26 protein-coding genes are annotated in these 26586 nt (G+C 67.7%); 18 read left to right on the top strand and 8 right to left on the bottom strand.

Annotated elements, in window-relative coordinates; genetic code table 11:
* Positions 1-210 precede the first annotated feature (210 nt).
* From ACZ5TO_RS10785 to ACZ5TO_RS10760, 6 genes are all read left to right on the top strand, one after another.
* Complete coding sequence (locus tag ACZ5TO_RS10785) at positions 211-1233, top strand: ABC transporter substrate-binding protein (protein WP_464798081.1); 1023 nt, start codon at positions 211-213, stop codon at positions 1231-1233.
* Positions 1234-1353: 120 nt separating this feature from the next.
* Complete coding sequence (locus ACZ5TO_RS10780; protein ID WP_184140384.1) at positions 1354-2382, top strand: ABC transporter substrate-binding protein; 1029 nt, start codon at positions 1354-1356, stop codon at positions 2380-2382.
* A 69-nt stretch (positions 2383-2451) separates the two neighbouring features.
* Complete coding sequence (locus ACZ5TO_RS10775) at positions 2452-4671, top strand: ABC transporter permease (RefSeq protein ID WP_464798080.1); 2220 nt, start codon at positions 2452-2454, stop codon at positions 4669-4671.
* Entirely contained in the window at positions 4668-5732 is a 1065-nt protein-coding gene (locus tag ACZ5TO_RS10770) for an ABC transporter ATP-binding protein (protein WP_464798079.1), read from the top strand. The genes ACZ5TO_RS10775 and ACZ5TO_RS10770 overlap by 4 nt, the downstream gene beginning before the upstream one ends.
* 12 nt (positions 5733-5744) lie before the next feature.
* Complete coding sequence (locus tag ACZ5TO_RS10765; RefSeq protein WP_464798078.1) at positions 5745-6545, top strand: inositol monophosphatase family protein; 801 nt, start codon at positions 5745-5747, stop codon at positions 6543-6545.
* A gap of 2 nt (positions 6546-6547) precedes the next feature.
* The gene (locus ACZ5TO_RS10760; RefSeq protein WP_464798077.1) at positions 6548-8131 is read left to right on the top strand and encodes a metallophosphoesterase family protein; all 1584 of its coding nucleotides are present in this window, start codon (positions 6548-6550) and stop codon (positions 8129-8131) included.
* 3 nt (positions 8132-8134) lie between these two features.
* On the opposite strand, the gene otsA is transcribed toward ACZ5TO_RS10760, so the two are convergent.
* Both otsA and recX read right to left on the bottom strand, forming a co-directional pair.
* Positions 8135-9538, bottom strand: coding sequence for an alpha,alpha-trehalose-phosphate synthase (UDP-forming) (gene otsA, locus ACZ5TO_RS10755; RefSeq protein WP_464798076.1), 1404 nt, complete (start codon positions 9536-9538; stop codon positions 8135-8137).
* Positions 9539-9737: 199 nt separating this feature from the next.
* Positions 9738-10292, bottom strand: a complete 555-nt coding sequence (gene recX, locus ACZ5TO_RS10750) for a recombination regulator RecX (protein WP_464798075.1) — start codon at positions 10290-10292, stop codon at positions 9738-9740.
* A gap of 131 nt (positions 10293-10423) precedes the next feature.
* Between recX and metB the strand changes: the two genes are divergently transcribed.
* Positions 10424-11590 carry a cystathionine gamma-synthase gene (gene metB / locus ACZ5TO_RS10745; protein WP_464798074.1) on the top strand — a complete coding sequence of 389 codons (1167 nt, stop codon included), beginning with the start codon at positions 10424-10426 and terminating at the stop codon, positions 11588-11590.
* 128 nt (positions 11591-11718) lie between these two features.
* Complete coding sequence (locus tag ACZ5TO_RS10740; protein ID WP_464798073.1) at positions 11719-12579, top strand: urea carboxylase-associated family protein; 861 nt, start codon at positions 11719-11721, stop codon at positions 12577-12579.
* 3 nt (positions 12580-12582) lie between these two features.
* Here the strand turns inward: ACZ5TO_RS10740 and ACZ5TO_RS10735 are convergent, their stop codons facing one another.
* The gene (locus tag ACZ5TO_RS10735; protein WP_184140374.1) at positions 12583-13215 is read right to left on the bottom strand and encodes a Vgb family protein; all 633 of its coding nucleotides are present in this window, start codon (positions 13213-13215) and stop codon (positions 12583-12585) included.
* Positions 13216-13248: 33 nt separating this feature from the next.
* Positions 13249-14469: a helix-turn-helix domain-containing protein gene (locus tag ACZ5TO_RS10730; RefSeq protein ID WP_464798072.1), complete on the bottom strand. Its 1221-nt coding sequence runs from the start codon at positions 14467-14469 to the stop codon at positions 13249-13251.
* A 241-nt stretch (positions 14470-14710) separates the two neighbouring features.
* Here ACZ5TO_RS10730 and ACZ5TO_RS10725 point away from each other — a divergent pair, with 241 nt between their 5' ends.
* Positions 14711-15922: an MFS transporter gene (locus ACZ5TO_RS10725; RefSeq protein ID WP_464798071.1), complete on the top strand. Its 1212-nt coding sequence runs from the start codon at positions 14711-14713 to the stop codon at positions 15920-15922.
* A gap of 4 nt (positions 15923-15926) precedes the next feature.
* Here ACZ5TO_RS10725 and ACZ5TO_RS10720 read toward each other — a convergent pair whose 3' ends face one another.
* Positions 15927-16079: a hypothetical protein gene (locus tag ACZ5TO_RS10720; protein WP_464798070.1), complete on the bottom strand. Its 153-nt coding sequence runs from the start codon at positions 16077-16079 to the stop codon at positions 15927-15929.
* 11 nt (positions 16080-16090) lie between these two features.
* Positions 16091-16288: a hypothetical protein gene (locus ACZ5TO_RS10715; protein ID WP_184140366.1), complete on the bottom strand. Its 198-nt coding sequence runs from the start codon at positions 16286-16288 to the stop codon at positions 16091-16093.
* Positions 16289-16470: 182 nt separating this feature from the next.
* Here ACZ5TO_RS10715 and ACZ5TO_RS10710 point away from each other — a divergent pair, with 182 nt between their 5' ends.
* From ACZ5TO_RS10710 to ACZ5TO_RS10695, 4 genes are all read left to right on the top strand, one after another.
* A complete protein-coding gene (locus ACZ5TO_RS10710) occupies positions 16471-18051 on the top strand; it encodes a sensor histidine kinase (protein WP_464798069.1) in 1581 nt (526 codons plus the stop codon).
* Positions 18048-18644 carry a response regulator transcription factor gene (locus ACZ5TO_RS10705; protein ID WP_464798068.1) on the top strand — a complete coding sequence of 199 codons (597 nt, stop codon included), beginning with the start codon at positions 18048-18050 and terminating at the stop codon, positions 18642-18644. The genes ACZ5TO_RS10710 and ACZ5TO_RS10705 overlap by 4 nt, the downstream gene beginning before the upstream one ends.
* Before the next feature lie 107 nt (positions 18645-18751).
* Positions 18752-19237, top strand: a complete 486-nt coding sequence (locus tag ACZ5TO_RS10700; RefSeq protein WP_464798067.1) for a GlcG/HbpS family heme-binding protein — start codon at positions 18752-18754, stop codon at positions 19235-19237.
* 224 nt (positions 19238-19461) lie between these two features.
* Positions 19462-19839 (top strand): DUF6748 domain-containing protein, encoded by a 378-nt coding sequence (locus tag ACZ5TO_RS10695; protein ID WP_464798066.1) that lies wholly within the window; start codon positions 19462-19464, stop codon positions 19837-19839.
* Here ACZ5TO_RS10695 and ACZ5TO_RS10690 read toward each other — a convergent pair.
* Positions 19836-20495, bottom strand: coding sequence for a glutathione S-transferase family protein (locus ACZ5TO_RS10690; RefSeq protein WP_464798065.1), 660 nt, complete (start codon positions 20493-20495; stop codon positions 19836-19838). The genes ACZ5TO_RS10695 and ACZ5TO_RS10690 overlap by 4 nt on opposite strands.
* 284 nt (positions 20496-20779) lie before the next feature.
* Here ACZ5TO_RS10690 and ACZ5TO_RS10685 point away from each other — a divergent pair, with 284 nt between their 5' ends.
* The 4 genes from ACZ5TO_RS10685 to ACZ5TO_RS10670 are packed head-to-tail and all read left to right on the top strand — an operon-like array spanning position 20780 to position 24595.
* Positions 20780-21805, top strand: coding sequence for a sulfate ABC transporter substrate-binding protein (locus ACZ5TO_RS10685; RefSeq protein WP_464798064.1), 1026 nt, complete (start codon positions 20780-20782; stop codon positions 21803-21805).
* 5 nt (positions 21806-21810) lie between these two features.
* A complete protein-coding gene (gene cysT, locus ACZ5TO_RS10680) occupies positions 21811-22674 on the top strand; it encodes a sulfate ABC transporter permease subunit CysT (protein WP_464798063.1) in 864 nt (287 codons plus the stop codon).
* Complete coding sequence (gene cysW / locus ACZ5TO_RS10675) at positions 22658-23524, top strand: sulfate ABC transporter permease subunit CysW (RefSeq protein WP_464798062.1); 867 nt, start codon at positions 22658-22660, stop codon at positions 23522-23524. The genes cysT and cysW overlap by 17 nt, the downstream gene beginning before the upstream one ends.
* Positions 23525-23542: 18 nt before the next feature.
* Entirely contained in the window at positions 23543-24595 is a 1053-nt protein-coding gene (locus ACZ5TO_RS10670) for a sulfate/molybdate ABC transporter ATP-binding protein (protein WP_464798061.1), read from the top strand.
* A gap of 3 nt (positions 24596-24598) precedes the next feature.
* Here ACZ5TO_RS10670 and ACZ5TO_RS10665 read toward each other — a convergent pair whose 3' ends face one another.
* Positions 24599-24742 carry a hypothetical protein gene (locus ACZ5TO_RS10665; RefSeq protein WP_464798060.1) on the bottom strand — a complete coding sequence of 48 codons (144 nt, stop codon included), beginning with the start codon at positions 24740-24742 and terminating at the stop codon, positions 24599-24601.
* A 154-nt stretch (positions 24743-24896) separates the two neighbouring features.
* Here ACZ5TO_RS10665 and ACZ5TO_RS10660 point away from each other — a divergent pair, with 154 nt between their 5' ends.
* The gene (locus ACZ5TO_RS10660) at positions 24897-26534 is read left to right on the top strand and encodes a phosphoethanolamine transferase (protein ID WP_464798059.1); all 1638 of its coding nucleotides are present in this window, start codon (positions 24897-24899) and stop codon (positions 26532-26534) included.
* Positions 26535-26586: the final 52 nt, after the last annotated feature.

The raw sequence follows: 26586 nt of genomic DNA, 5'->3' as shown, positions 1-26586 counted from the left end.
CTCCCGCGCCCATCATAGGCGGGGCCGGCGCATTGTTCAAAGCGGCTCGCATTATGCCGCTTGTCACATTTGTAACCTTTGTAATCTTTGTCGGGCCCTGCGCGGCCCTGCCTGTAAGAACGGTAACCATTCTTCGATTGCGGCGGGCGGCAGATGTGCCATCCTGAGGGTGGAGAACGGGACCGCAAGCGTCCCGATGGGAGGAACAGCGTGAGACGCATCACCGCACTTTGCGCGGGCGTGGCCCTTTGGCTATGCGGCGCGGCGGCCGGAACGGCGGCCCCGGCGCTGACCGTGCTGTGCGGCGTCGACGAGACATGGTGCGCGGCGATGAAGCGCGCCTATGAAGCCAAGTCCGGCCTCGAAATCTCCATGACGCGCCGGAGCACCGGCGACATCCTCAACCAGATCCGCGCCGAGAAGGCCGCGCCCACGGTCGACGTCTGGTGGGGCGGCACCGGCGATACGCACCTGCAGGCCGGCTCCGAGAACCTGCTTGAGCCCTACCAGCCGGCGCACGAGCGCGACATGCTGCCCTGGGCGCAGAACTTCTTCGCCATGTCCGGCGGGCGCTCGGCGGGCATCTATGCCGGCGCGCTCGGCTTTGCCTACAATGCCGATCTGCTGCGCCAGTTGAAGCTGCCGGCGCCGGCCTGCTGGAAGGACCTTGCGGACATCGCCTATCGCGGCCGCATCGAGAGCGGCAACCCGAATTCCTCGGGCACCGCCTTCACGACGCTGGCAACGCTCGTCCAGCTCTTCGGCGAGGACGAGGCCTTCCGCTTCCTTTCGGCGCTCAACCGCAACATCGCCCGCTATACCAGCGCCGGCGCGGCGCCCGTCAAGGCGGCCGCGCGCGGCGAGACGCTGATCGGCATCTCCTTCATGCACGATGCCGTCACGCAGAAGCAGGCGGGCTATCCGCTCGTCATCGTCGCGCCCTGCGAGGGCACCGGCTACGAGATCGGCGCCGTCAGCATCGTCAAGGGCGCGCGGCATCTGGAGGCGGCCAAGCGCTTCGTCGACTTCGCCCTCAGCCCGGAAGGGCAGGGCACGGGCGCGGCCTCCGGCCAGAACCAGGTGCCGTCCAACGCGAAATCGACGCTGCCGCTCGCAGCGCCCGATATCTCGATGATCAAGATGGTGGACTACGACTTCGCCACCTTCGGCTCGCCGGAGGAGCGAAGTCGGCTGCTCGAACGGTTCGACGCGGAAATCACCGCGACGAACTGATCGGGCCCCACGGAATACCGCAATCCGAAATCGTGAACGGGCCGCCCGGCGGCAGCCCGAAGGCTTCGCCGCGTCCCGTTCATGCGCATGACCACAACCAGGCAACAGGAGGATGCCCCTATGAAAATGAAGACCCTTTCCCTCATGCTCTTCGCCGGAACGGCGCTGGCCGCCATGCCGGCAAAGGCGGCGGGCGAGCTCAACCTCATCTGCTCGGCGGACGTCGTCATCTGCGAGCAGATGAAGGGCGATTTCGAAAAGGCGCACAGCGACATCAAGGTGAACATGGTGCGCCTGTCGGCCGGCGAGACCTATGCGAAGGTGCGCGCCGAGGCCCGCAACCCGAAGACCGACCTGTGGTGGGCCGGCACCGGCGACCCGCATCTGCAGGCCGCCGCGGAAGGCCTGACGCTGGAATACAAGTCCCCCATGCTCGACCAGTTGACCGACTGGGCCAAGAGCCAGGCGGAGAGCTCCGGCTACCGCACGGTCGGCGTCTATGCCGGCGCGCTCGGCTGGGGCTACAACACGGAGATCTTCAAGGCCAAGGGCTTCAAGGAGCCGAAGTGCTGGGCCGATCTTCTCGCGCCCGAGCTGAAGGGCGAGATCCAGATCGCCAACCCGAATTCCTCGGGCACGGCCTATACCGCGCTCGCCTCCCTCGTGCAGATCATGGGCGAGGAGCAGGCCTTCGACTATCTCAAGAAGCTCAACGACAACGTCTCGCAGTACACCAAGTCCGGCTCCGCGCCGGTCAAGGCCGCAGCGCGCGGCGAGACGGCGCTCGGCATCGTCTTCGTGCATGATGCCGTGGCGCAGGCGGTCGAAGGCTTCCCCATCCAGTCGGTCACGCCTTGCGAAGGCACCGGCTACGAGATCGGCTCCATGTCGATCATCAAGGGCGCGCGCAACCTCGACAACGCGAAGATCTGGTACGACTGGGTGCTGACCCCGGAAGTCCAGTCGCGCATGAAGGACGCCAAGTCCTTCCAGCTCCCGTCCAACAAGAATGCGGAAATCCCGAAGGAAGCCCCGCGTTTCGAGGACATCAAGCTGATCGACTACGACTTCAAGGCCTATGGCGACCCGGCAAAGCGCAAGGAGCTGCTGGAGCGCTGGGACCGCGAAATCGGCGCGGTCGCCAACTGATGTCCTGACCGGCGGCGCCCGTCTCCCCGGGCGCCGCCCCTTTCACACGAACGTACAGCGAGGTCGGCCATGACGCATGGCAATCGCAGGCTGGACATCGTGCTGATCCTCGGCGCGGTCGCCCTGACCCTTCTGCCCTGGTATCGCATCGATGGCGGCTTCTTCGGATTCGGTTGGCTGGCCGGTTTCCCCCTTTCCGCGGAGGCCGCGCCCGGCCTCGTGCAGATCGCCCTGCACGGCCGGCTCTGGCTTGCCGTCGCGGTACTTCTCCTTCTCGTTGCCGGCGCGGCCCGCGGCATGGCGGACCCGATGCGCCGCGGCGCCGTGCTGGCATGGGCGGGCGCCATAGGCGTCGTCTTCCTGTCGCTGCAGGGCCTTGCCGTCGGCTTCACCGGCTGGACCTGGACGATCAGCGAAACCCTGTTCGGCCCGCTTGCCGACGGCCAGCCCTCGATGGGCGCGGGCGCCGTGCTCTCGGCCGTCACCTTCGTGCTTTTCTTCGCCTTCGGCCTTGCCGAGCGCGGCGTCATGAAGGGCGACGCCTTCGTCGTCAGCGCGATCTCGCTGCTCGTCTTCCTCGTCGCCGTCTTCGTCTTCTATCCCATCGGCAGCATGTTCATCGGCTCGGTGCAGGATTTCGACGGTTCGTTCAAGCCGGACGGCTTCGTGCGCAACATGCAGGATGCGAGTCTGTGGAGCCTCAACTGCGTCGTCGGCGCGGGACGCTGCGGCGTCGCCTGGCGCACGCTCTGGCTTGCCATCATGACCGGCCTCGGCTCGACCCTGCTCGGCCTCGCCTTCGCGCTCGTCGCCACGCGCACGCGCTTTCCCTTCAAGAAGGGCCTTCGCCTTCTCACCATCCTGCCGATCATCACGCCGCCCTTCGTCATCGGCCTTGCGCTCACGCTGCTCTTCGGCCGCTCCGGCGTCGTCACGCAGGGGCTCTCCAGTCTCTTCGGCGTTGAGCCGGGCCGCTGGCTCTACGGCCTCACCGGCATCTGGATCGCGCAGGTCCTCTCCTTCACGCCCATTTCCTTCCTCGTGCTGATCGGCGTCGTCGAGGGCGTCAGCCCGTCTATGGAGGAAGCCTCCACGACGCTGCGCGCCGACCGCTGGCGCACCTTCCGCCGCGTCTCGCTGCCGTTGATGAAGCCCGGCCTTGCCAACGCCTTCCTCATCGGCTTCATCGAGAGCATGGCCGACTTCGGCAACCCGCTGGTGCTCGGCGGCAGCAACGGCGTGCTGTCGACGGAAATCTTCTTTGCCGTCGTCGGCTCGCAGAACGACCCCTCGCGCGCCGCCGTGCTCGCCATGGTGCTGCTCTTCTTCACCCTCTCGGCCTTCCTCGCCCAGCGTCTCTGGCTTTCGGGCAAGAATTTCGCCACCGTCACCGGCAAGGGCGACAGCGGGGCGCATATCGCCCTGCCGCGCGGCCTCTCCATCGCCGTCCACGCCGTCGTCCTGCCGTGGATCGCCTTCACGCTCGTCGTCTACGGCATGATCCTCGTCGGCGGCTTCGTGAAGACCTGGGGCCTCGACAATTCGCTGACCCTCGAACACTACGCGAAGGCCTTCTCCATCGGCTTCGACGGCGGCATCAACTGGACGGGCGTTGCCTGGAACTCCTTCTGGACGACCATGAAGATCGCGCTCATCTCCGCGCCGCTGACGGCTGCCGTCGGCCTTTTGACGGCCTATATCATCGTGCGGCAGAAATTCACCGGCAAGAACGCCTTCGAATTCGCGCTGATGATGAGCTTCGCCATTCCCGGCACTGTCATCGGCGTCAGCTACATCATGGCCTTCAACCTGCCGCCGCTGGAAATGACCGGCTCGGCGCTGATCCTCATCGCCTGCTTCGTCTTCCGCAACATGCCGGTCGGCGTGCGCGGGGGCATCGCGGCGATGAGCCAGCTCGACAAGAGCCTGGACGAGGCCTCGCTGACGCTGCGCGCCGGCAGCTTCCGCACGATCCGCAAGGTCATCCTGCCGCTCCTGCGCCCCGCCATCACCGCCGCGCTCGTCTATTCCTTCGTGCGCGCCATCACCTCCATCAGCGCCGTCATCTTCCTCGTCAGCGCCGAATACAACATGGCGACCTCCTATATCGTCGGCCTCGTCGAGAACGGCGAATACGGCGTGGCCATCGCCTATTCCTCCATGCTGATCGTCGTGATGCTCGTCGTCATCACCGGCTTCCAGCTTCTCGTGGGCGAACGGCGCCTGCGACGTGAAAACCGCGTCGCCGGCCTTGCCCAGTCCGCCTCTTCTCAGGAGAAAACCGCATGATCGCCAAGAAAGCCGGCTCCGTCGTCTTCGAGAACGTGAAGAAGACCTTCGGCGCCTTCACCGCCATTCCCGACCTTTCGCTCACCATCGAGCCCGGCACGCTCGTCACGCTCCTCGGCCCTTCCGGCTGCGGCAAGACGACGACGCTGCGCATGCTCGCCGGTCTCGAGCACCCGACGGCGGGGCGCATCCTCATCGGCGGCAAGGACGTCACCATGCTGCCGGCCAACGAGCGCGACGTCTCGATGGTCTTCCAGTCCTACGCGCTCTTCCCGCATATGAGCTCGCTCGACAACGTCGCCTATGGCCTGGAATCCTCCGGCCTCTCGCGCAAGGAGGCGCGGGAGAAGGCGGAGGAGGGGCTGGCGCTGGTCGGTCTTGCCGGCATGGGCGGGCGGCTTCCGGCCGAGCTTTCCGGCGGCCAGCAGCAGCGCGTCGCCGTCGCCCGCGCCCTCGTGCTGGAGCCGCAGGTGCTGCTGCTCGACGAGCCGCTCTCCAACCTCGACGCGCGCCTGCGCCGCAAGGTGCGCACCGATATCCGCGAGCTCCAGCAGCGCCTCGGCTTCACCGCCGTCTACGTCACGCACGACCAGGACGAGGCGCTTGCCGTCTCCGACCGCATCATCGTCATGAAGGAGGGCGTGATCGCCCAGGCGGCCGCCCCGCGCGAACTTTACGAGGCGCCGGCCTCCTCCTTCATCGCCGATTTCATGGGCGAGGCGAATGTCGTCGCCTGCGAGGTGCTCGGCGTCGAGAACGGCAAGGCGCGAGTGCGCATCGCCGGCGTCGAGCACAGCGTTCCCGCCGGCAACAGGGAAAAGCTCGGCGTGGCGAGCCTTGCGGTGCGCCCCGGCGCGGTGACGCTTTCCGAAGGGCGCGGCGAGGGGCTTTCCGGCCGCGTCCTCCATTCGGCCTATCTCGGCGACCATGTCGAATACGAGGTGGAAACCGATGTCGGCACGCTCTTCATCGTCGACCATGCCGTCGACCGCATCCTGCCCGCCGCCTCCGACGCCACGCTCGGCTTCAAGACGCGCGGCATCGCCATCATCGACAGTTGAAGGAAGACCAGCATGACGTCGCAAGACACGGGCCTCGATACGCGCTTTACCCTCGCAAGGGCCATCGCCCGCGAGGCCGGCGCCATGGCGCTCGACTATTTCAACCGGCGCGATTCCCTCGTCATCGAGACCAAGCGCGACCTGCAGGACGTCGTCTCCATCGCCGACCGCAACGTGGAAACGCTCATCCGCGAGAAGGTCGAGGCGGCGCTGCCCGGCGACGGGTTCCTCGGCGAGGAATTTGGCCATACCGCCGGCACGTCCGGCTATACCTGGGTCGTCGATCCCATCGACGGGACGGCGCCCTTCGTCAACGGCATGCCGAACTGGTGCGTCTCCATCGCCGTGCTGCACGACGGCGTTCCCGTCATCGGCGTCATCGATGCGCCGTGCCATGGCGAGGTCTATGCGGCCGCGGCGGGCAGGGGGGCGGAGCTCAACGGCAGGCGGCTTTCGCTCGACCCGTCCCGCACCATCCGCAACGGCATGACCGGGCTTGGCGCCAACAGCTACGTGACGCCGGAAGCGGTGGCGGACATCGTCAGCCAGCTCCTGCACGAGGGCGGCACTTTCATGCGCAACGGCTCGGGCGCGCTGATGCTCGCCTATGTCGCCGCCGGCCGGCTCGTCGGCTACTACGAGCCCTACATGCACGCCTGGGACTGCCTTGCCGGCTATTGCCTCGTGACGGAGGCCGGCGGCTGGCACCTGCCCTTCCCGACGGAGGGCGAGAAGCTGACCAGGGGCTCGCCCGTCGTCGCGGCCGGGCCGGGCGCGCGCGCCGACCTCGAAAAGCTGGCCGGGCTCGCCTGAGCATGGTCCAGCGCATCGCCGTCATCGCCGATCCGCATGTGCACGATTGCGGCTGGATCCCGGAGGGTTTTGGCCTTCCGGGCGCTATCCGCAGCTTTGCCGAGACGGCCGCCTCCACCCGCGTCTTCAACGAGAGCGTGCCCGCCTTCCGCGCGGCGCTCGACCGTGTGGCGGACGCGGGGGCGAAGATCGTCCTCCTCGTCGGGGACCTCACGGACGACGGCCAGCGGCCGAACATCGAGGCCGCGTTGGCGATCCTTGCCGAGTACCGCGAGCGCCACGGCCTGCGCATCCTGATGACGCCGGGCAACCACGACCTCTACGCCCTTGCCGGCCGGCCGCAGGACAAGGCGTTCCTGATGCCGGACGGCACGTCGGTGACGGTGCGCAGCGCCGAATGCCCCGAGGCCGCGACGCTCGGCACGGCGGAGGCGCTTCACCTTCTCTCCGGCCTCGGCTTCCAGCCGGAAGCCTCCGACCTTCACTGGGAAACGCCCTTCGGCACGGACCCCGACTGGTCCGCCCGCAGCTACGAGGTCGCAAGCCCGGATGGCAGGACGACCTGCCGGATGATCGACTCCTCCTATCTTGTCGAGCCGGTGGAAGGGCTCTGGGTGCTCGCCATCGACGCCAATGTCTGCGCGCCGCGCAACGGCGCGACGGACCTGGCCGATCCCGCCGCCTTCCACGATCCGACGGACGGCGGCTGGCCCGCCGTCCTCAGCCACCGCGCACACCTTCTCGGCTGGATGGCCGATGTTGCCGCGCGGGCGAAGGCGAAAGGCAAGCGGCTCGTCGCCTTCTCGCATTATCCGGCGCTCGATCCGCTCGGCGGGGTTTCGCACGAAGAGGTCGCGCTTTTCGGCGGCGGAGGCCTTGCCGGCCGTGCGCCGACGCCGGAGGCGGTGGCCGCCTTCGCGGCGACCGGCATTCCCCTGCATTTCTCAGGGCACCTCCATGTCAACGACACGGCCCGCCATGCCGGGCGCTTCGTCAATGTCGCGGTGCCTTCTCCGGTCGGCTACGGGCCGGGCCTCAAGATCGTCGATCTTCACGACGACCGCTTCGAGATCCGCACCGTGCCGCTGCGGCGGGTGCCGGGCCACGATCTCGCCTTTCAGGCCTACCGGGCCGAGGCGGCGCAGGCGGGGTTGCCGGTGCCGCCGGCGAGCGTTGCCGCCGATCACGGCGAATTCGTCAGCCGCCATCTCGTGGAGCTGGTGCATCGCCGCTACATGCCCCGCGAATGGCCGCGCGACATGGTGGATTTCGTGGAGGGCGCAAGCGTCGCGGACCTTCTTGCCCGCCTCGGCCTTCCGGCCGACGACGCGGCCGGCTTTCCGCTGCACGAATTCGTCGAGGACTGGTATCGGTTGCGCAAGGCGGGCGAGCTTGCCGCGGCGGATATCGCGCCGGAACGGCTCGCCTTCTACCGCCGCCTTGCCGCCGCCGCGCCCGAGACGGGAGAGGACGGACTTGCAAAGCGCTTTGCGACCCTCCTGCGCATGATGCGCGCCTATCTCGGCCGCCTGCCGAACCGGGATTTCACCGTGCACCTGCCGGACCTTGCCGTCACGCCGCTTTGATCTTCAGGACGCGGCGCGGATGCGGGGCAGGGTCGCGCCGGCGAGGTCGGTGAGGAAGCCGTCGCACCAGACGAAGACGTCGTTCTTCCGCAGCGTCGCCATCAGGCCCTTCCAGCGCTCGCGCCGTTCCTCGACGGGCATGGCGAGGCTGCGGGCCATGGCGTCCGCCGTGCCCTCGACGTCGTAGGGATTGACCAGCACCGCCTCCTTCAGCTCCGCCGCCGCGCCGGCAAAGCGCGAGAGGAGGAGGACGCCGGGGTCTTCCTCGTTCTGCGCCGCGACATATTCCTTGGCGACGAGGTTCATGCCGTCGCGAAGCGGCGTGACGAGGGCGAGCTTGGCCATGCGGTAGAGGCCGGCGAGCGCCGGGCGGCGGAGCGAGCGGTTGACATAGCGGATCGGCACCCAGTCCACCGTGCCGAGCGCGCCGTTGACGCGCCCGGCCTGCTCGGCGACGGCGCGTTGCATCGCCTCGTATTCCGGCACTTCCGAGCGGGATTTCGGGGTGATCTGCAAAAGCGTCACCTGTCGCTGGTTGTCCGGATGGCGCGTCAGGAAGGTCTCGAAGGCGTCGATGCGCTGGGTGAGGCCCTTGGAATAGTCGAGCCGGTCGACGCCGATGATCAGCGACTTGCCGTCGAGGCTCTGCAACATGCGTCTGTGCAGCGTCGTCTCGCCCGCCCGGCGGGCCAGCGCGGCGAAGGCTTCCGTCTCGATGCCGATCGGGTAGGGCTTTGCGGTGAAAGTCCGTTCCCCGACGCTGAAGCGCGATTCCCCGAGCCGCCGGCTGAGACCCTGCCTTGCGAGGCAATCGGCGAAATTCTCGCGGTCGTGCACCGTCTGGAAGCCGATGACGTCATAGGCGGTGAGGCTCGTCAGCAGTTCCTCGTGCACGGGCATGGTGAGGAAGACGTCTGGCGCCGGCCAGGGGATGTGCAGGAAGAAGCCGATCCGGTTCTTCACGCCCTGCCGGCGCAATTCGGCGGCGAGCGGGATGAGGTGGTAGTCGTGAATCCAGATGAGGTCGTCTTCCTCGATCAGCGGCAGCAGGCGGCTTGCGAAGAAGCGGTTGACGCGGAAATAGCCGGCCATCTCCCGCCTTCCGTATTCGGCAAGGTCGAGCCGGTAGTGGCAGATCGGCCAGAGCACGCGGTTGGCGAAGCCGTGGTAATATTCCTCGACGTCCTTCTCGGTGAGGTCCGTCAGGGCATAGTCGATATTGCCGTCCTTCAGCGTCTTCAGCGGCCCGATGGCATCCTCGCCGCAGGATTGCCCCGACCAGCCGAGCCACAGGCCGCCGCGCGCCTCCAGCGCCGATTGCAGCGCGACGGCAAGGCCGCCCGCAGGCGCGGTGCCCTTCTTGTCGGGAACGGGAACGCGGTTTGAAACGACGACGAGACGGCCCATGGTGTGACGATACCCCTTTCGAGCGACGGCGTTCCGGTCCGTCCACGAGGGCGGAAGCCTGCGTCGGGGCGGCATGGAAAGCCGGCGGAGCGAAGCGGCGGGCGAGCGGGGCGGACAGGAGCCGTCGGATTTTGCGACGCAAAAGAAACGGCGCACCCCCGCAAAGGTTCCCTGTAAATTTGATGGTTCTCGTTCGCCTTTACAGGTGTCGGCCCGCGTCCAGCATCTCTTCGGCCTCGTCGAGCGGCATTGCCAGCGCCTTGCGGGCGATGTCGAAGGAGAAGCCGGCGCGGGCGAAGGCGGAAAATTCCTTCGCCTTGCGCTTGTCATCAAGTTCGGCCTTGCGGAAGGGGCCGAAGGCGCGCTTGCGGGCGAGGACGACGGCGGCGAAAAGATCGTCCATCTGCTCCACCGCCTCGGCTGCCGTGTCGCGGGCGATGCCCTTGCGCGTCAGCCTTTGCGTCACGGCGCGCTTCGACCTTCCGCTGCGCATGCCCGAGCGGCTGCTGATCTCGGCAAAGGCCCTGTCGTCGAGCGCGTGGTTGTCATAGGCGAATTTCACGGCGAAATCGGCCAGCGCCTTGACCTGCGCGTCGGTGATATCCTCGAATTTCTCGCGGGCCTTGCGGGCGATGGCATCGAAGAGCTGGCGTTCGGTGTGCATGCGCCGCTCGATGCGGTAGACCGTCGAGTTGCGCGCCCAGGACAGCATGCGAGGGGTGGGCGTGTCGCCTGTCGTCGTCTCGTCCTGCACGCTTGCCCTTTCCTCAAGTTTCCCCTTGCAAATAAACGCAAAATTTCTGCGGATAAATAGCAATACAATTCGTTTGCCAGAGGACGGCAGGCCGACCATTCTCCACGCTGCACAACAAGGAACACGCCTTCATGCCCGAAAGAAAGTCATTGGACGTCCAGCCGGAAACCGTTGCCGCAGCCTATGGCGTGGCGAGCGATACCGCCTACGGCGCCGTCGCGCCGCCGCTCTATCTCTCCAGCACCTATGAGTTTCCGGGCTTCGATACGCCGGGCGCCTATGACTACGGCCGTGTCGGCAATCCCACCCGCGACCTTCTGGGGGAGGCGATTGCCCGGCTGGAGGGCGGCGCGGGCGCGGTGCTGACGCCAAGCGGCATGGCCGCGGTCGATCTTCTGGCGGGAAGCCTCGGCAACGGCAGCCTCGTGCTCGCGCCGCACGATTGCTACGGCGGCACGATGCGCCTGCTCGCCGCCCGCGCGAAGCTGGGGCAGGTCACGCTGAAGCTGGTCGACCAGACGGACCTTGCGGCCTTCGAGGCGGCGCTTGCCGAAAGGCCCGCCCTCGTTTTGATCGAAAGCCCGAGCAATCCGCTGATGCGCATCGTCGACATCGCGGCGCTGTCCGGCCTTGCCAGGGCTGCCGGCGCGAAGGTCGTCGTCGACAACACCTTCCTGTCGCCGGCCATCCAGCAACCGCTGTCGCTCGGCGCGGATTACGTGCTGCATTCGACGACCAAGTTCATCAACGGCCATTCCGACGTCATCGCCGGGGCGGTGGTGGCGGCCGATGCGGACGAGGTGAAGCGCCTCAGGCACTGGGCCAACGTGACCGGCGCGATCTGCAGCCCCTTCGATGCCTGGCTGACGCTGCGCGGTGTGCGCACGCTCTTTGCCCGCATGGCCGGGCAGGAGCGCAACGCCATGGCGATCGCCACGCGCCTTGAGGCGCATCCGGCGGTCTCGCATGTGCATTACCCCGGCCTTGCCTCCCACCCCCACCATGCGCTCGCCCGCAGGCAGCAGAAGGGTTTCGGGGCGATGATGAGCTTCGAGCTTGCCGGCGGCGTGCCGGCCGTCCAGCGCTTCCTCAAGGCGATGCGCGTCTTCACGCTCGCCGAATCCCTCGGCGGCGTCGAAAGTCTCGTCGCCCATCCCGCCACCATGACCCATGTGGACATGGGGCCGGAAGGGCGCGCCAAGGCGGGCATTACCGACGGGCTGCTCCGGCTTTCCGTCGGGCTGGAGCATGTCGACGACCTCCTTGCGGGGCTCGATGCCGGCCTTGCGGCCTGCTGAACGCTCCGCATTCCGACCGGCCATGTCGCAGCCCGGATTGCATTCTGTTGAACAATAATAGTATTGTCACTCAACAAGAATGGATCCGGGTGGCCGTGCCGCCTGTCCGCGCCCGCAAGGAGGATGCGATGAAGCCCGAGCCGATCACCACCGCGCCCGCGGATGCCGCCGCCCGCAAGGCCATCAAGCCCGTCGTCTGCTATCCGGTGGAGACCCTGCCGCGGCCGGACCTTTCGGCTTACCGCGCGCTGCGGGATGGCCTGGAGCTTGTCGAGACGGTGATCGTGCCGCCGCGCGAGGCGGAGACGTGGCTGGTGCCGGCCGGGCATTTCTGCCGCATCCTGTGCAGCGAGGGCCCGCAGGTCGGCGACCTCAACCTCTTCAACGCCCATGACCTGAAGGAACGGCTCTATACCGGCAAGACGCGGGCGCTGAACGGCACCCATGTCGGCCTCGGCGACCAGCTCTTCTCGAATTTCCCGTATCTGCGCCCCATTGCCACCATCACCCACGACACGCTCGACTGGTACGGCTTCGACGAATTCGGCGGGGCGGTGCATGACGTGATCGGCACGCGCTGCGATCCCTATACGCACAATCTCCTCAGCCATGGCGGGCAGTATCACCATTGCTGCCATTCCAATCTCACGCGGGCGCTTGCGAAGAAGACCGGCATGGCGCCGCGGGAGGCGGAGGCCCATGTGCACGACGTGCTGAACGTCTTCATGTGCACCGGCTTCACGCGCGACACGGGACAATATTTCATGAAGGCGAGCCCGGTGCGGCCGGGCGACTATCTGGAATTCTTCGCCGAGATCGATCTTCTCGGCTGCATGTCGGCCTGCCCCGGCGGCGATTGCTCGGCCGAGCACTCCTCCGATACGGCGGCCTGCCATCCGATGGTCGTGGAGATCCTGCGGGCCAAGGGCCTGCCGGAAGGCTGGGCGCCGCCGCCGGTCAACGGCTACGACGGCACCCACGGGCTTTGAACCTTAGCGCGGCCGGCTGACGGCGCGGATCGTGCCGCTGCGCCCGCCGCCGCAGAAGAAGCGGCCGGCGCCGTCGGATTCGAGCCCCGACACGCCGGTTCCTTCCGGCATGGCGATGGTTTCGAGGACGGCGCCGGTTTCGGGATCGAGGCGGCGCAGGTCGCTGTCCTCGCCCTCCCAGGTGCCGTGCCAGAACTCGCCGTCCACCCAGGTCACGCCCGTCACCATGCGATTGCTCTCGATGGTGCGCAGCACCTTGCCGGTCTCGGGATCGACCTGGTGGATCTGCCGGCTGCGGTAGTGGCCCACCCAGAGCGAGCCTTCGGCCCAGGTGAGGCCGGAATCGCCGCCGTTGCCGGGGGCGGGGATGCTGGCGAGGATTTTTCCGGAAGACGGCTCGATCCGCAGGATGCGGTCCTCGGCGATCTGGTAGAGGTGACGCCCGTCGAAGGCGGTGCCGGCATGGGAGGCGACGTCGATCGACCGCACCAGTGCGCCGCTCTCGGGATCGACGGCATTGATCGTGTCTCCGGCGGCGAACCAGAGGTTTTCGCCGTCATAGGTGACGCCGTGGACTTGCTCCACACCGGGGAAGGGGCCGTATTCGCGAAGGATATGGGCTTGTGCCTTGCGCATGGGAAGTCTCCTCGAAATTGTAGTGCCCCTATCCTAGTCGCCCGGCAGGGGACCGGGGAGTAACAAGAATGTCGAGAATGCGCCGGGCGTCGGCGTCAGCCAGCGCCGGGCCCGCCCGCGGCCGACCGGCTGCACCTTGCCGGCCGCATGAAGCGTCTCGAGCGCGCGCTGCACGGTGCGGGCGCTGGTGCCGAGCGCGATCGCCAGCGCCGAGCTCGACCAGGCCTCGCCATCGGCAAAGAGCGCGAGGGCGTCGGCATGCGGCTCGTCGTTCGGCGGCTCCAGCACGGCGACCGCCTGCCCCTTTCGCGGCATCAGCACGAAACCGTCCTTCGTCGCCTCGATTGCGGCAAGCGGCTTCAGCGCGGCGCGCAGGCGCCCCATCTCGACGCGCAGGCGCGCGCGGTGCGATTCGTCCGCATGGCGGGCGCGAAAAGCGTAAAGGAGCAGGCTTTCCCGGCTCGCCCCGGCAGGACCGCCTTCCGCCAGCCGGCGCAGGAGCGCGAAGAGGACCGGGCGCGTGGCGAGCGGAACGACACTCTCGCCGCCGCGCAGGACATGGCGGCAGGCATCGACGACGAGCCGGTCGCCGGCAAGCAGCGCCTCGACATCGGCCGGCAGCAGCAGGCGTTGCGCGCCGCCTTCGCGCAGGCGCGCGGCGGGCTGGTCGAGGATCGCGGCGGCCATCTCCGCCTCGCGCATCAGCGCGGGAATGCCGGCCTGCCGCGCGGCTTCCATGGCGCGGACGAAGGCCGCCCGCGCTTCGCCGATCCGCAGCCGGCGGGCGGCGATGCCGGCGCTCGCCAGCGCATGGGCTGCCCGCAGCGGCGGGGGAAGGGATGCGGGATCGGTTTCGGCAAGATGCTCCCCGGCCTCCTCCAGCCGGCCGATCAGCAGCAGGCGGCGGACGGCGATGAGGCCGGCATGGGCGGCATTCGCCCGGTCGCCATGGGCGGCGAGCACCGCACCGGCCTCGGCCAGCGTCTTCGGCGGGAAGGCGAGGTCGCGGGTGGCCAGGGCGATCTCGCCGAGGGCGACACGGCAGCGCGCCCGCGCCACCGCCTCGCGCGGGCCGAAGGTGCGGGCGGCCCCCTTGAGGAGCGCTTTCGCGCGTTCGAGGTCGCCGAGCTGCGCCATGGCGATGCCGCGCAGCGCAAGCGCCGGGGCATCCTCGCGCAGCGCCACGCGGTCGAGTGCGCCGAGCGGATTGCCGGCGGCGAGCGCCCGCGCCGCGGCGGTAATCATCGAATCCATGCAAATCCCGTCATGCTTGTCACTCCCGCCCGCCGCCGGCCTGCGCCTAAGGTCGACTTCGTCCGATCCGCAGCAAAGGCGTTTTGCGCGCCGCGTTCAAGCCCCCGACTGGGGGATGCTTGCGGGCCGCCCCGTTCCGCGTCATCGTGAAATTCTTCATGCGTGATGTCGGAAGGGGCCGCCTGCCAGCGTCTTTCATGCGGGGATCGGGCCTTGTCGGCCGGCCACGAAGGAGATGACAATGTTCCAGACACAGTATCGCTGGGTGATCGTCGCGGCGGGGGGCCTCCTCGGCTGCATCGCCATCGGCGCCATGTTTTCGCTGCCGGTCTTCCTGCTGCCGATTTCGAAGGATACCGGCTGGTCGGTGACCGGCGTTTCCACCGCCATGACCATCGGCTTCCTCGCCATGGCCTTCGCCAGCATGGTCTGGGGCGGCCTGTCGGACCGCTGGGGGCCGCGGCCCATCGTGCTGACGGGCTCGGTGCTGCTTGCCGCAAGCCTTGCGCTGACCAGCAGCGCGCCGTCGCTGCTCATTTTCCAACTCGCTTTCGGCCTTCTGGTGGGCGTGGCGGCGGCGGCCGTCTTCGCGCCCATGATGGCGTGCGTCACCGGCTGGTTCGATACCCATCGCAGCCTTGCCGTCTCGCTCGTCTCGGCCGGCATGGGCATGGCGCCGATGACCATGGCGCCCTTCGCCGCCTGGCTCGTCTCCGGCCATGACTGGCGCACCTCCATGCAGGTCATCGCGCTTGTCGTCGCCGTGGTGATGATCCCCGTCTCGCTTCTCGTCCGCCGCCCGCCGGCGCTTGAGGCCGCCGGGCAGGGCGGCGCCGTCGCGACCGATGCGCCCGAGGACATGTCGACGCGCGAGGTGCTGCGCTCGCCGCAGTTCATCGTCCTCTGCCTGACGAACTTCTTCTGCTGCGCGACCCATTCCGGGCCGATCTTCCATACGGTGAGCTATGCCATCACCTGCGGCATCCCGATGATCGCCGCCGTCTCGATCTACAGCGTCGAGGGGCTGGCCGGCATGGGCGGGCGCGTCGTCTTCGGCATCCTCGGTGACCGGTTCGGCGCGCGGCAGGTGCTCGTGCTGGGGCTGCTGGCGCAGGCCTTCGGGGCTCTCGCCTATGTCTTTGCCGGCGGGCTTGCCTCGTTCTATGCGGTCGCCGGGCTTTTCGGCTTCATCTATGCTGGGGTGATGCCGCTCTATGCGGTGATCGCAAGGGAAAACTTCCCGCTGCGGCTGATGGGAACCGTCATCGGCGGCACGGCCATGGCCGGCAGCCTCGGCATGGCGACCGGGCCGCTCACCGGCGGGCTGATCTACGATACGTTCGCGACCTATACCTGGCTCTACGTCGGCTCCTGGGGCATCGGCATCGGTGCCTTCCTCATCGCCATGACCTTCCGTCCCGCTGACCGCGCGCGCGAAGCCGTGGCGGCATGAGGCGTCAGGCCGCGCCCGCCGGATCGCCGATGGGCATCAGCGCGGGGTCGGTCGCCTGCTTGCGCTTGAGGTCCCGCTCGGTCTTTTCCCGGGCGGCCTCCTCGTTTGCGGCTTCCTTGCGGTCGTCGTCTTGGGGTAGGGGCTTCTTTTCGCTCATGGATGGTCTCCTCAGAAAGTCAGGAATTGCCGAGGGTCCTTGCGGGCGCGCATGAGAAGGTCCAGCTCCCTCTTGGAGGGGCCGAACTTGTCGAACAGGCGCTTGGCCTCCTCATGCGACAGGCCGTAGGCCGCGCGGAAGGTTTCAACCGTGTAGCGTTCCCCCGACAGCCTGCGGTGGTCGGGAAAGAGCTTGGATTGGTCCGGCATCTGCATTCACGTCCGATCGTCGTTGACGGGGGCCTAACCGGCAGGCCGGGCAATTGTTCCGGCCGGGCTTGGAAAGTTAGGGGTGGAAGGCGCGCCGCGCGCATCCGTGAGGCTGCGGATCGCCAAGGGGCGGAAGACGCCCTATGATCGCCGTTCCATCCTTCGAACCGGCTTCACCCCGCATGCCCCGACGCCTTGCCTTCCTCCGCTCTTCCGCCGCCCTTGCCGGCGGCTGGCTGCTGCTCGTCGCCGCCTTCGGCCTCTATTCGGCCGAGACCCACCGGCGCGCGCTGGAGCAGGAGGTATCGGAAAGCGGTCGGGCGCTGCAACGGGCGATCTCGCAGCGCGTCGCCCAGCATGACGCGCACCTGACGAGCCTCAGCGCGCTCGGCCTCGCGCAGGCCCAGCCGTCTGCGGATTTCGACCTCGTCGCCCGCTCGATCCTGCGCTTCTATCCGCGCATCGTCGCCATCGATCTCGTCCGCCTCGGGCCGGGCGGCGGCGTGGTGAGCTCGGCGCGCGCCGCAGGCGGCACGACGGCCGATCCGGCGGCGGTGTCCGCAGCGGTGAAGAACCTTGCCGCCGGCAGGGCCGTCTACGGCGCCGACGCCCGGCCCGGCCATTACCGGCTGATGAAGCGCATGAACGGCACGATGGCCGTCAGCCTTGATATCGACGGCAGGGGGCTGGTGGAGGAGGACGAGCTGCCGGGCTGGGCGCGGCTGGACCTTTCGAGCGCCGAAGGCCCGCTGCTGGAAATCGGCGCGCGGCAGGCCGTGCCCGCGTTCGCGGCGCGCACCGTCGAATTCGCCGCGCCCATCGCCAGCGAGACGCAGCCGCTGCGGCTTTCGCTGCACCGGACCGTCACGCTGTCGCAGCTCGTGCCGCCGCTGCCGCTTGCGCTCTTTGCAGCCTTGTCGCTGGCCGCGCTCGTCCTGGTGCGCTCGCTGCTTGCCCACCGGCGCGAGGCGGCGCTGGCGCGGGCGGCGGCGGAGGCCGCCTCGCGCCGCGAGGCGCTGCGCCAGCACGAAACGAAGCTTGCCCATGCGCTGCGCGTCAACAGCATGGGCGAGATGGCCTCCGGCATCGCGCACGAGCTGACCCAGCCGCTGACCGCGCTGCTCAGCCAGAGCCAGGCCGGCCGGCGCATCGCGGCGACAGGCGGCCTTGCCGGCTCTCCCGTCGACGAGGTGCTCGCCGCCAATGTGCTGCAGGCCAAGCGCGCGGCCGATATCCTCGTGCGGCTGCGCGCCTATGTCGGCAAGAGCGCGGGCGAGGCGGGCGTGCATGACCTTCGCACCTCCGTCTCGGACATCGCGGCGCTCTCGCGCATCGACCTCGGCCGGCGCGGCATCGTCCTCGATCTCGACCTGCCGGAGGCGCCGGTTGCGGCGCGGGTCGATCCCGTGGAGATCGAGCAGGTCATCCACAACCTCATCCGCAATGCCGCCGACGCCGTGGAGGAGACGGGCAGGGGAGACGGCCGGGTGGTCGTGACCCTGACGCGGGCGGCGGAAGGCGCCGTGATCACGGTCGGCGACAACGGCGCCGGCATTCCACCCGATATCCTGCCGCGCCTGTTCGAGCCGTTCTTCTCCGGAAAGCCGGAAGGCATGGGGCTCGGCCTCAGCCTGTGCGAAAGCATCGTCGAGCGCTTCGACGGCAGTATCTCTGCGGAAAACGGCGTAGCGGGCGGGGCGGTCTTCACCGTGCGCCTGCCGGCGACCGACGGAATCAGCGAAGGGAAGGAGGCTGCCCAATGACGAGCGCGCCGGTCTATCTGGTGGACGACGACGAGGCCGTGCGCAGCGCGCTTTCGCTGCTGCTCGGCACCTACGGCATTTCCATCGAGACCTTCGGCGATCCCGCCGCCTTCCTCGCCCGCGCGCCAAAGCTCAAGCCGGGCGTGCTGGTGCTCGACCTGCGCATGCCGGCGATCACCGGGCTGCAACTGCATGAAAGGCTTGCCGCGATCGGCTGCGACTGGCCGACGATCATCTGCACCGGGCATGGCGACGTGCATGCCTGCCGCCGCGCCTTCAAGGCCGGCGTCGTCGATTTCCTGACGAAGCCCATCGACGAGCAGGTGCTGGTCGAGGCGCTGCAACAGGCCTCCGCCGCCCTCGACATGCGGGCCGAGCGGGCGGAGGCGGCTCATCTCGTCGCCCAGCTCACCGAGCGCGAGCGGGAGGTGCTGGACATGGTGGGGCGCGGCTGGTCGACGCGCGAGATCGCCGAGAGCCTGCGCCTTTCGCCCCGCACGGTCGATACGCACCGGGCCAACATCGCGCAGAAGCTCGGCACGACCTCGGTGGCGGAGTTCGCGCGCCTTTCCCTGATCGGCCGGGCTCCGTAGGCCTACGGAGTCCGCTCCGTCCGGCCACCGATACCGCGAAAGGCGGAAATCTCCGAAAAGAGGGCCGTCGCCGCCGACAGACCCGCGCGGCCCAGATGGAGATAGACATGAACACCTTCGTTGCCACCGCCTTCGTCGCTCTCGTCCTTGCCGGCGCCGCCAATGCCGAAATCCTGACCGAGCGCAACATGCCGCTCGACATTGCCGTCGAAGCCGCCGACGCTGCCGTCAAGGCCTGCGCGGCCAAGAAGTTCAACGTCTCGGTCGCCGTCGTCGACCGCGCCGGCGTCACCCGCGCCGTCCTTCGCGCCGACCGGGCCGGCCCGCACACGCTCGACAGCGCCATCCGCAAGGCCTACACCGCCGCCTCCATGCGCACGCCGACCCAGAAGATCGCCGAGAACGTCGCCAAGAACCCGACGGCCGCCGAGCTCGTCTCGATCGAAGGCCTTCTGGTGCTTGCCGGCGGCGTTCCGGTGAAGGCCGGTGACGAAACGATCGGCGCCATCGGCGTCGGCGGCGCACCGAGCGGCGACATCGACGACGAATGCGCCCGCGCCGGCATCGACGCCGTCAGCGCCAAGCTGAAGTAAGCGCTTCTCAATTCCCCACTGTCATCCTTTCAATCCCACCGCCGTCATCCTCGGCCTTGAGCCGAGGATCCACCGATGCATCCGGAGCGTGGATGGCCGGGTCAGGTCCGGCCATGACGGGGAGATGGATTGATCGGAAGCCCCGGCCTTGCGCCGGGGCTTTTCGCATCCGGCAAAGCCGCCTAGACTGGCGCGGCGATCCCGCGACCTCCGGAAGGATGCCGATGCGCCCGACGCTCTGCCTTGCCGCTGTCTTCTTCTTCGGCGCCACGCTGGCGCAGGCGGGGGAGCGCGCCTATGTCGCCTGCGACAACGGCCTTCGCTGCGTGACGGCGCCGTGCCCCTCGACCACCGTGCATGCGCTTGCCACCGGCCGGCAATGGAAGGGCGTTTCCCCGGATATCGGCAGGCTTTCCGAAGCCGACCAGCGGCGCATCCGCGATACGGATGCGCTCTATTTCGGCCGGCTGGTGCTGCGCGGCCATGTCGAGCAGCGCGCGCAAAAGATCGCCGGCCGCCGGCAGGAGCTGCCGGTGCTGGTCGTCACCGGCATCCTGCGCGAGGCGAGGCCCGCCGAGCGGCGGCAGTGCCACGCCCGCTAGTCGCGGTCGGGCGCGCCGAGCGGAAAGAACTTGCGGAAGGGCCGGCCCTCGTCGACGGCGCGGGCGAAGGCGGGGCGGGCGAGCAGGCGTTCGCGATAGGCGCGCACGTTGCGGAAGGCCGGGTCGATGGCATGGGTCCAGTCCGCATAGAAGAGGAAGGGGCCGGCGCCGCAATCGGCAAGCGAGAAGGCTTCGCCCGCCGCCCATTGCCGGCCCTCCATGTGACGGTCGAGCCAGGCATAGGCGCGCTCCAGCATGGCGCGGGCTTCCTTGTCGCCATGGGGGTCGCGGTCCTCTTCCTTGCGGATGGCGTTGAAGACGATCCTCTGCTGCGGCGTCGAGATGTAGTTGTCGAAGAAACGGTCGAGCATGCGCACCTCGATGGCCGCATCCGGATCGTCCGGGATCAGCTTCACCGGCCCCGGATAGTGGAGGGCGAGATATTCGATGACGATCGTCGCTTCCACGATGGTGCGCTCGCCGTCGAGAAGGATCGGGAAGCGCTTGATCGGCCAGCGCGCCTCGAATTCGGCCATGACGTCGGGCCTGGTGTGGTCGAGCACGCGGTATTCGAAATCGGTGCCGTTTTCGTAGAGCGCCGTCAGCGCCTTCTGGCAGTAGCTCGAAAAGGGATGGGCATAGAGAACGGGTTTCATGGCAACCTCCCGGCTTGGAGGCCTGTTGTGGCAAATCTGCTTGCAAAATGCAATCGGATTTTCATGCGGCGGAGACAGCGCCCGGCCCATTTTCGCGCGAACGAATATGCTCTCGTTCCTGCCGTCATCCCCCGGTTCCGTTTCGCCGCGGCCCGGTTCGGCGATGCGCCTTTTGCCGGTTTGCGGCCGAAAGAGAACCTGTTTTGCGAACTTCCGAGCTATTGTTGACTAAGTCTACTTATTCTCTAGGTTTTCTTCGAGACAGAAATCAGGAGGGTTTGGTGATGTCTATTCTGGCAAGACGGTTCGGGGCTCTGGTGCTTGGATTGGGGATGGCGATAGGGGGCGTTTCCGCGGCGTTTGCCGAGACGACGCTGCTCAACGTGTCCTACGATCCGACGCGCGAACTCTACAAGGATTTCAACGCGGCCTTTTCCAAGCACTGGAAGGCCGAGACCGGCGAGGACGTGACGGTGCAGCAGTCGCACAGCGGTTCCGGTGCGCAGGCCCGCGCGGTGATCGACGGGCTGGAGGCCGACGTCGTGACGCTGGCGCTCGAAAGCGACATCAACGCCATCGTGGAGAAGACCGGCAAGATCGCCAAGGACTGGCGCACGCGCCTTCCCAACAATTCCGCGCCCTATACGTCGACCATCGTGTTCCTCGTGCGCAAGGGCAATCCCAAGGGCATCCATAACTGGGGCGACCTCGTGAAGGGCGACGTGCAGATCGTCACGCCCAACCCGAAGACCTCGGGCGGCGCGCGCTGGAACTACCTGGCCGCCTGGGCGTGGGCCAACGAGGAATTCGGCGGCGACCAGGACAAGATCAGGGCCTATATCGCCGAACTCTACAAGCGGGCGCCGGTGCTCGACACGGGTGCGCGCGGCGCGCTGACGACCTTCGCCCAGCGCCAGATCGGCGACGTGCTGCTCGCCTGGGAGAACGAGGCCTATCTGGCCGGTGCGGAATTCGGCGCGGATTCCTTCGACATCGTCGCCCCGCCGATCTCGATCCTCGCCGAGCCGCCGGTCGCCGTGGTCGACGCCAATGTCGATGCCAAGGGCACGCGCAAGCAGGCCGAGGCCTATCTCCAGTATCTCTACTCGGACGAGGGCCAGAACATCGCGGCCAAGCACTTCTACCGCCCGTCCAAGCGCGACGTCGTCAAGCCGGAATTGCTGAAGCAGCTTCCCGATATTAAGCTGGTGACGATCGACGACCCGATCTTCGGCGGCTGGGCCAAGGTACAGCCCGAGCACTTCGGCGACGGCGGCGTCTTCGACCAGATCTACAAGCCGGGGAACTGAGAGCCTTGACGACATCTGCCGCCGTTTCCGTGCGGTGGCGACTGAGGCAGCCGAGCGTCATTCCGGGTTTCGGATTGACGCTCGGCTTTTCGCTCGCCTACCTCACGCTGATCATCCTCATCCCGCTCGCGGGCCTCGTCTGGCGCTCCGCCTCGCTGTCGGGCGCCGAGTTCCTCGCCATCCTTGCCGATGCGCGCACGCTCCACGCGCTCAAGGTCTCCTTCGGCACGGCCTTCGCCGCCGCGCTGATCAACGTCGTCTTCGGCGTCGTCGTCGCCTGGGTCATCGTGCGCTACAGGTTCCCCGGCCGGCGTATCGTCGATGCGATCGTCGACCTGCCCTTCGCCCTGCCGACGGCGGTGGCCGGCATCGCGCTGGCCGCCCTCTATGCGCCGAACGGCTGGATCGGCCGGCTGCTCGGGTTCGTCGGCATCAAGGCGGCGTTCAACCCGACCGGCATCGTCATCGCGCTCGTCTTCATCGGCCTGCCCTTCGTGGTGCGCACCGTGCAGCCGGTGATGGAGGAGATCGACCGGGAGGTGGAGGAGGCCGCCGCCACGCTCGGGGCGAACCGCTTCCAGACCGTCTTCCGCGTGCTGCTGCCCGGCCTTGCCCCGGCGATCCTGACGGGCTTCGCGCTCGCCTTCGCCCGCGGCGTCGGGGAATACGGCTCGGTGATCTTCATCGCCGGCAACATTCCCTATGTCTCGGAGATCGCGCCGCTCCTCATCGTCGTGCGGCTGGAGGAATTCAACTACGCGGCGGCGACCGCCATCGCCTCCATCATGCTGGCGCTCGCCTTCGTCATGCTGCTCGTCATCAACCTCATACAGGCCTGGAGCCGCAGGAGGTATGGTCATGGCGCATGAAACCCGACGCTTCAGATCGCCGACGACGGAGGCGCCGCTTGCGCGCTACGGGCTGATGGCGCTCGCCTTCCTCTTCCTGGCGCTCTTCCTCATCCTGCCGCTGGCGGCCGTCTTCATCGAGGCCTTCCGCAAGGGCGTCGGCGAATTCCTGGCCGCCTTCGGCGATCCCGATACGCTGGCCGCCATCCGCCTGACCCTGCTCGTCGCCGTGATCGCCGTGCCGCTCAACCTCGTCTTCGGCGTGGCGGCCGCATGGGCCATCGCCAAGTTCGAGTTCAAGGGCAAGGCGTTCCTGACGACGCTGATCGACCTGCCGTTCTCGGTCTCGCCGGTCATTTCCGGCCTCGTCTACGTGCTGCTCTTCGGCTCGGCAAGCATGCTCGGGCCGTGGCTCAAGAGCCACGGCATCGAGATCCTCTTCGCGGTGCCGGGCATCGTGCTCGCCACGATCTTCGTCACCTTTCCCTTCGTCGCGCGCGAGCTGATCCCGCTGATGCAGGACCAGGGGACGGGCGACGAGGAGGCGGCGCTGTCGCTCGGCGCATCCGGCTGGCAGACCTTCCGTTATGTCACGCTGCCCAACATCCGCTGGGGGCTGCTCTACGGGGTGCTGCTCTGCAACGCGCGCGCCATGGGCGAGTTCGGCGCGGTCTCGGTGGTCTCCGGCCGCATAAGGGGCCTCACCAACACCATGCCGCTGCATGTCGAGATCCTCTACAACGAATACAATTTCGTCGCCGCCTTCGCCGTGGCCTCGCTGCTGGCCGGGCTCGCGCTCGTCACGCTCGTGGTCAAGACGCTTCTGGAACTTCGCTACGGCGCCGAGATCGCCGCCGGCCGCAAGCATTGAATGAAAGGCACGCCCGCAATGGACGTCAGTGTCAGGAACATCCGCAAGGAATTCGACCGTTACCCCGCCCTCAACGACGTGTCGCTCGACATCCGCTCGGGCGAGCTGATCGCGCTGCTCGGCCCCTCGGGCTCGGGCAAGACCACGCTCCTGCGCCTCATCGCCGGGCTGGAGCAGCCGACGCTCGGCAGCATCTTCTTCGGTGAGGAGGACGCCTCGCACAAGAGCGTGCAGGAGCGCCATGTCGGCTTCGTCTTCCAGCATTACGCGCTCTTCCGCCACATGACGGTGGCCGACAACATCGCCTTCGGCCTGACGGTGCGAACGCGCAGCGAGCGCCCGCCGAAGGCCGAGATCCGCCGGCGGGTCGAGGAGCTTCTCGACATGGTGCATCTTTCCGGCCTCGGAAAGCGCTATCCGAACCAGCTTTCCGGCGGCCAGCGCCAGCGCGTGGCGCTCGCCCGCGCCATGGCGATCGAGCCGCGCGTGCTGCTGCTCGACGAGCCGTTCGGCGCGCTGGATGCAAAGGTGCGCAAGGAGCTGCGCCGCTGGCTGCGCGAGTTCCACGACCGCACCGGCCACACGACCGTCTTCGTGACGCACGACCAGGAGGAGGCGCTGGAGCTTGCCGACCGCGTCGTCGTGATGAGCCAGGGCAAGATCGAGCAGGTCGGCTCCTCCGACGACGTTTACGACCGGCCGAACTCGCCTTTCGTCTTCTCCTTCATCGGCGACAGCGCCAGCCTGCCGGTGACGGTGGAGGAGGGGAGCATCCGCTTCGAGGGAAAGGAAACCGGCATCGCGCCGGGGGCGGGGGACATTGCGGCCGGCGAAGGCACGCTCTTCTTCCGCCCGCAGGATGTCGCACTCGTTACCGATCCGGCGACGCCCGCGCTCGAAGGGCGCGTTGCCACCTCCCGCCGCCTTGCCGGCACGCGCATTGCCGATATCGACGTCGGAACGCCCGAGCGGCCGCACCATGTCGAGATCGAAATCCCGCTGGATGCCAATGCGGCCGGCGGTGCATCGATCCGCTTCCGCCCGACGCGCTGGAAGCTCTTCGGCGCGTGAGGGTCAGCCCCTCCGTCCGGTGAAGGCCTTGGAAAGGCCCTCGTCGTGCGGCCGGGACGAGGGCGCCCGGGCGAAGGGGATCGCAAGGATCACGACGACCAGCGCCGTGACGAACAGCAATCCCGGGGGCAGCAGCCTCGATTTCACGCATTCACCTCATGTCCGAACGCCGCTCCATCGGTTTTCAACCTGACACCAGGCTGAACGGGGCGTTCAGCGCGCTGTCAGTTTGCGCGCGCAGAGAGGGCGGGCTTCCGGCCGGCGCAGGCGCGCGGCCGGGCGACACGACGTGGAGACCCTTATGCGTGAAGGAACCGGCCGCCCCGCTTTCCGGCGGCCCGAAATCGGCAGCGTCACGGCCGGCATCCTGACGGCGTTCTACCTGCTTGCCCTGACCAACTGGAGCTTCTGGTCGAAGGGCTGGGCCTATCTGGAGGGCCGGCCGACGACCTTCGCCTCCATCGCGCTCGGCATATCCTGCCTCTATGTCGCGCTCTGCGTCGCCGTCTCGGTGAAGTACCTGATGAAGCCCATCTTCATCCTGCTGATCGTCGCCAGCGCCGCCGGCGCCTGGTTCATGGATCGGTTCGGCGTCGTCATCGATATCGAGATGATCCGCAACGCCGCCGAGACGAACAGCGCGGAGGCGGGCGGGCTCATCACCACGGGCTTCATCCTGCATATGCTCGCCTTCGGCCTGCTGCCCTCGCTGCTGCTCGTCTGGGTGAAGGTGCGGCACAGGGCCTTTCCCGCGAAGCTGCGGGGCAACCTTGCCGTCATCGTGCCGGCGCTCGTGCTCGCGCTCGTCGCCGGGCTTTCCCATGCCCGCGTCTACGCCGCCGCCGTCAGGGCGCATCACGACTGGTTCGAGACGCTCAATCCCTTCGTGCCGCTGGTGACCGCCGTGCAATATGCCGTCGGCCAATCCGGCGAGGTCGACGTCGTCGCCGCGCCGCTCGGCGAGGATGCGCGTGTCGCCGATGCGCCCGTGGGCGAGCGCAAGCCGCGGCTGATGATCGTGGTCGCCGGCGAGACGGCGCGCGCCGACAATTTCTCCCTCGGCGGCTACGGGCGCGACACCAACCCGGAACTTTCCAAGAAGGATATCCTCTACTTCCCCGACACGACGAGCTGCGGCACGGCGACGGCGGTTTCGCTGCCCTGCATGTTCTCCGTCTATCCGCGCTCCGACTATTCGCACCACAAGGCGCTTGCCACCGAGAACCTGCTGGACGTGCTCTCCCATGCCGGCGTCCATGTCGAATGGTGGGACAACAACACCGGCAGCAAGGAGATCGCCAAGCGTACCGGCGAGCGCTCCCTGATTGCGGGCGGCAATCCGCGCGACTGCAAGAACGGGGAATGCCGCGACCAGGTGCTGCTCGACAATCTCGACGCCTGGATCGGCTCCGTCGACAGGGACACCGTGCTGGTGCTGCACCAGATCGGCAGCCACGGCCCGGCCTATTACGAGCGCTACCCGGAGGAATTCCGGAAGTTCCGGCCGGAATGCCGCAGCGCGGATTTCTCCAATTGCTCCGGCGAGGAGATCGTCAACGCCTACGACAACACGATCCTCTATACGGACCACATCCTCGCCTCCGTCATCGACCGGCTGGAAAAGCAGGAAAACCGCCTTGACGTCTCCATGCTCTACATGTCCGACCATGGCGAGTCGCTCGGCGAGCTCGGCCTCTACCTGCACGGCGCGCCCTACATGATCGCGCCCAGCCACCAAACGCATGTTCCCTTCATGCTCTGGCTCGGCAGGGACGAGAAGGCCGCCTATTCCGCCGAATGCCTCGCCGGGGAGGCGGGCAAAGCGCAGTCGCACGACAACCTCTTCCACACCGTGCTCGGCATGATGCGGATCGACACGAAGGTGCGCGATCCCGCGCTGGACCTGATGTCGCCCTGCCGGCTCGGCGCCGTCTCCTGACGACGGGGCGATGACAAGACGGGCCGGCCGCATGTATGGTCCGGATCGTGGA

The organism is Shinella sp. Sh6 (genome assembly GCF_055392685.1).
Note: the sequence above shows the minus strand (reverse complement) of the source record. Positions and strands in the feature narration are given on the sequence as shown.

What these genes read in the sequence shown, in the direction of transcription:
- otsA (WP_464798076.1), bottom strand. Translation starts at nt 9,538, where the DNA reads ATGGGCCGTCTCGTCGTCGTTTCAAACCGCGTTCCCGTTCCCGACAAG.
- ACZ5TO_RS10725 (WP_464798071.1), top strand. Translation starts at nt 14,711, where the DNA reads ATGTTCCAGACACAGTATCGCTGGGTGATCGTCGCGGCGGGGGGCCTC.
- ACZ5TO_RS10740 (WP_464798073.1), top strand. Translation starts at nt 11,719, where the DNA reads ATGAAGCCCGAGCCGATCACCACCGCGCCCGCGGATGCCGCCGCCCGC.
- ACZ5TO_RS10710 (WP_464798069.1), top strand. Translation starts at nt 16,471, where the DNA reads ATGCCCCGACGCCTTGCCTTCCTCCGCTCTTCCGCCGCCCTTGCCGGC.
- metB (WP_464798074.1), top strand. Translation starts at nt 10,424, where the DNA reads ATGCCCGAAAGAAAGTCATTGGACGTCCAGCCGGAAACCGTTGCCGCA.
- ACZ5TO_RS10705 (WP_464798068.1), top strand. Translation starts at nt 18,048, where the DNA reads ATGACGAGCGCGCCGGTCTATCTGGTGGACGACGACGAGGCCGTGCGC.
- ACZ5TO_RS10735 (WP_184140374.1), bottom strand. Translation starts at nt 13,215, where the DNA reads ATGCGCAAGGCACAAGCCCATATCCTTCGCGAATACGGCCCCTTCCCC.
- ACZ5TO_RS10685 (WP_464798064.1), top strand. Translation starts at nt 20,780, where the DNA reads ATGTCTATTCTGGCAAGACGGTTCGGGGCTCTGGTGCTTGGATTGGGG.
- ACZ5TO_RS10700 (WP_464798067.1), top strand. Translation starts at nt 18,752, where the DNA reads ATGAACACCTTCGTTGCCACCGCCTTCGTCGCTCTCGTCCTTGCCGGC.
- ACZ5TO_RS10770 (WP_464798079.1), top strand. Translation starts at nt 4,668, where the DNA reads ATGATCGCCAAGAAAGCCGGCTCCGTCGTCTTCGAGAACGTGAAGAAG.
- ACZ5TO_RS10760 (WP_464798077.1), top strand. Translation starts at nt 6,548, where the DNA reads ATGGTCCAGCGCATCGCCGTCATCGCCGATCCGCATGTGCACGATTGC.
- ACZ5TO_RS10775 (WP_464798080.1), top strand. Translation starts at nt 2,452, where the DNA reads ATGACGCATGGCAATCGCAGGCTGGACATCGTGCTGATCCTCGGCGCG.
- ACZ5TO_RS10730 (WP_464798072.1), bottom strand. Translation starts at nt 14,469, where the DNA reads ATGGATTCGATGATTACCGCCGCGGCGCGGGCGCTCGCCGCCGGCAAT.
- ACZ5TO_RS10690 (WP_464798065.1), bottom strand. Translation starts at nt 20,495, where the DNA reads ATGAAACCCGTTCTCTATGCCCATCCCTTTTCGAGCTACTGCCAGAAG.
- ACZ5TO_RS10695 (WP_464798066.1), top strand. Translation starts at nt 19,462, where the DNA reads ATGCGCCCGACGCTCTGCCTTGCCGCTGTCTTCTTCTTCGGCGCCACG.
- ACZ5TO_RS10720 (WP_464798070.1), bottom strand. Translation starts at nt 16,079, where the DNA reads ATGAGCGAAAAGAAGCCCCTACCCCAAGACGACGACCGCAAGGAAGCC.
- ACZ5TO_RS10780 (WP_184140384.1), top strand. Translation starts at nt 1,354, where the DNA reads ATGAAAATGAAGACCCTTTCCCTCATGCTCTTCGCCGGAACGGCGCTG.
- ACZ5TO_RS10715 (WP_184140366.1), bottom strand. Translation starts at nt 16,288, where the DNA reads ATGCCGGACCAATCCAAGCTCTTTCCCGACCACCGCAGGCTGTCGGGG.
- ACZ5TO_RS10670 (WP_464798061.1), top strand. Translation starts at nt 23,543, where the DNA reads ATGGACGTCAGTGTCAGGAACATCCGCAAGGAATTCGACCGTTACCCC.
- ACZ5TO_RS10765 (WP_464798078.1), top strand. Translation starts at nt 5,745, where the DNA reads ATGACGTCGCAAGACACGGGCCTCGATACGCGCTTTACCCTCGCAAGG.
- ACZ5TO_RS10660 (WP_464798059.1), top strand. Translation starts at nt 24,897, where the DNA reads ATGCGTGAAGGAACCGGCCGCCCCGCTTTCCGGCGGCCCGAAATCGGC.
- cysW (WP_464798062.1), top strand. Translation starts at nt 22,658, where the DNA reads ATGGTCATGGCGCATGAAACCCGACGCTTCAGATCGCCGACGACGGAG.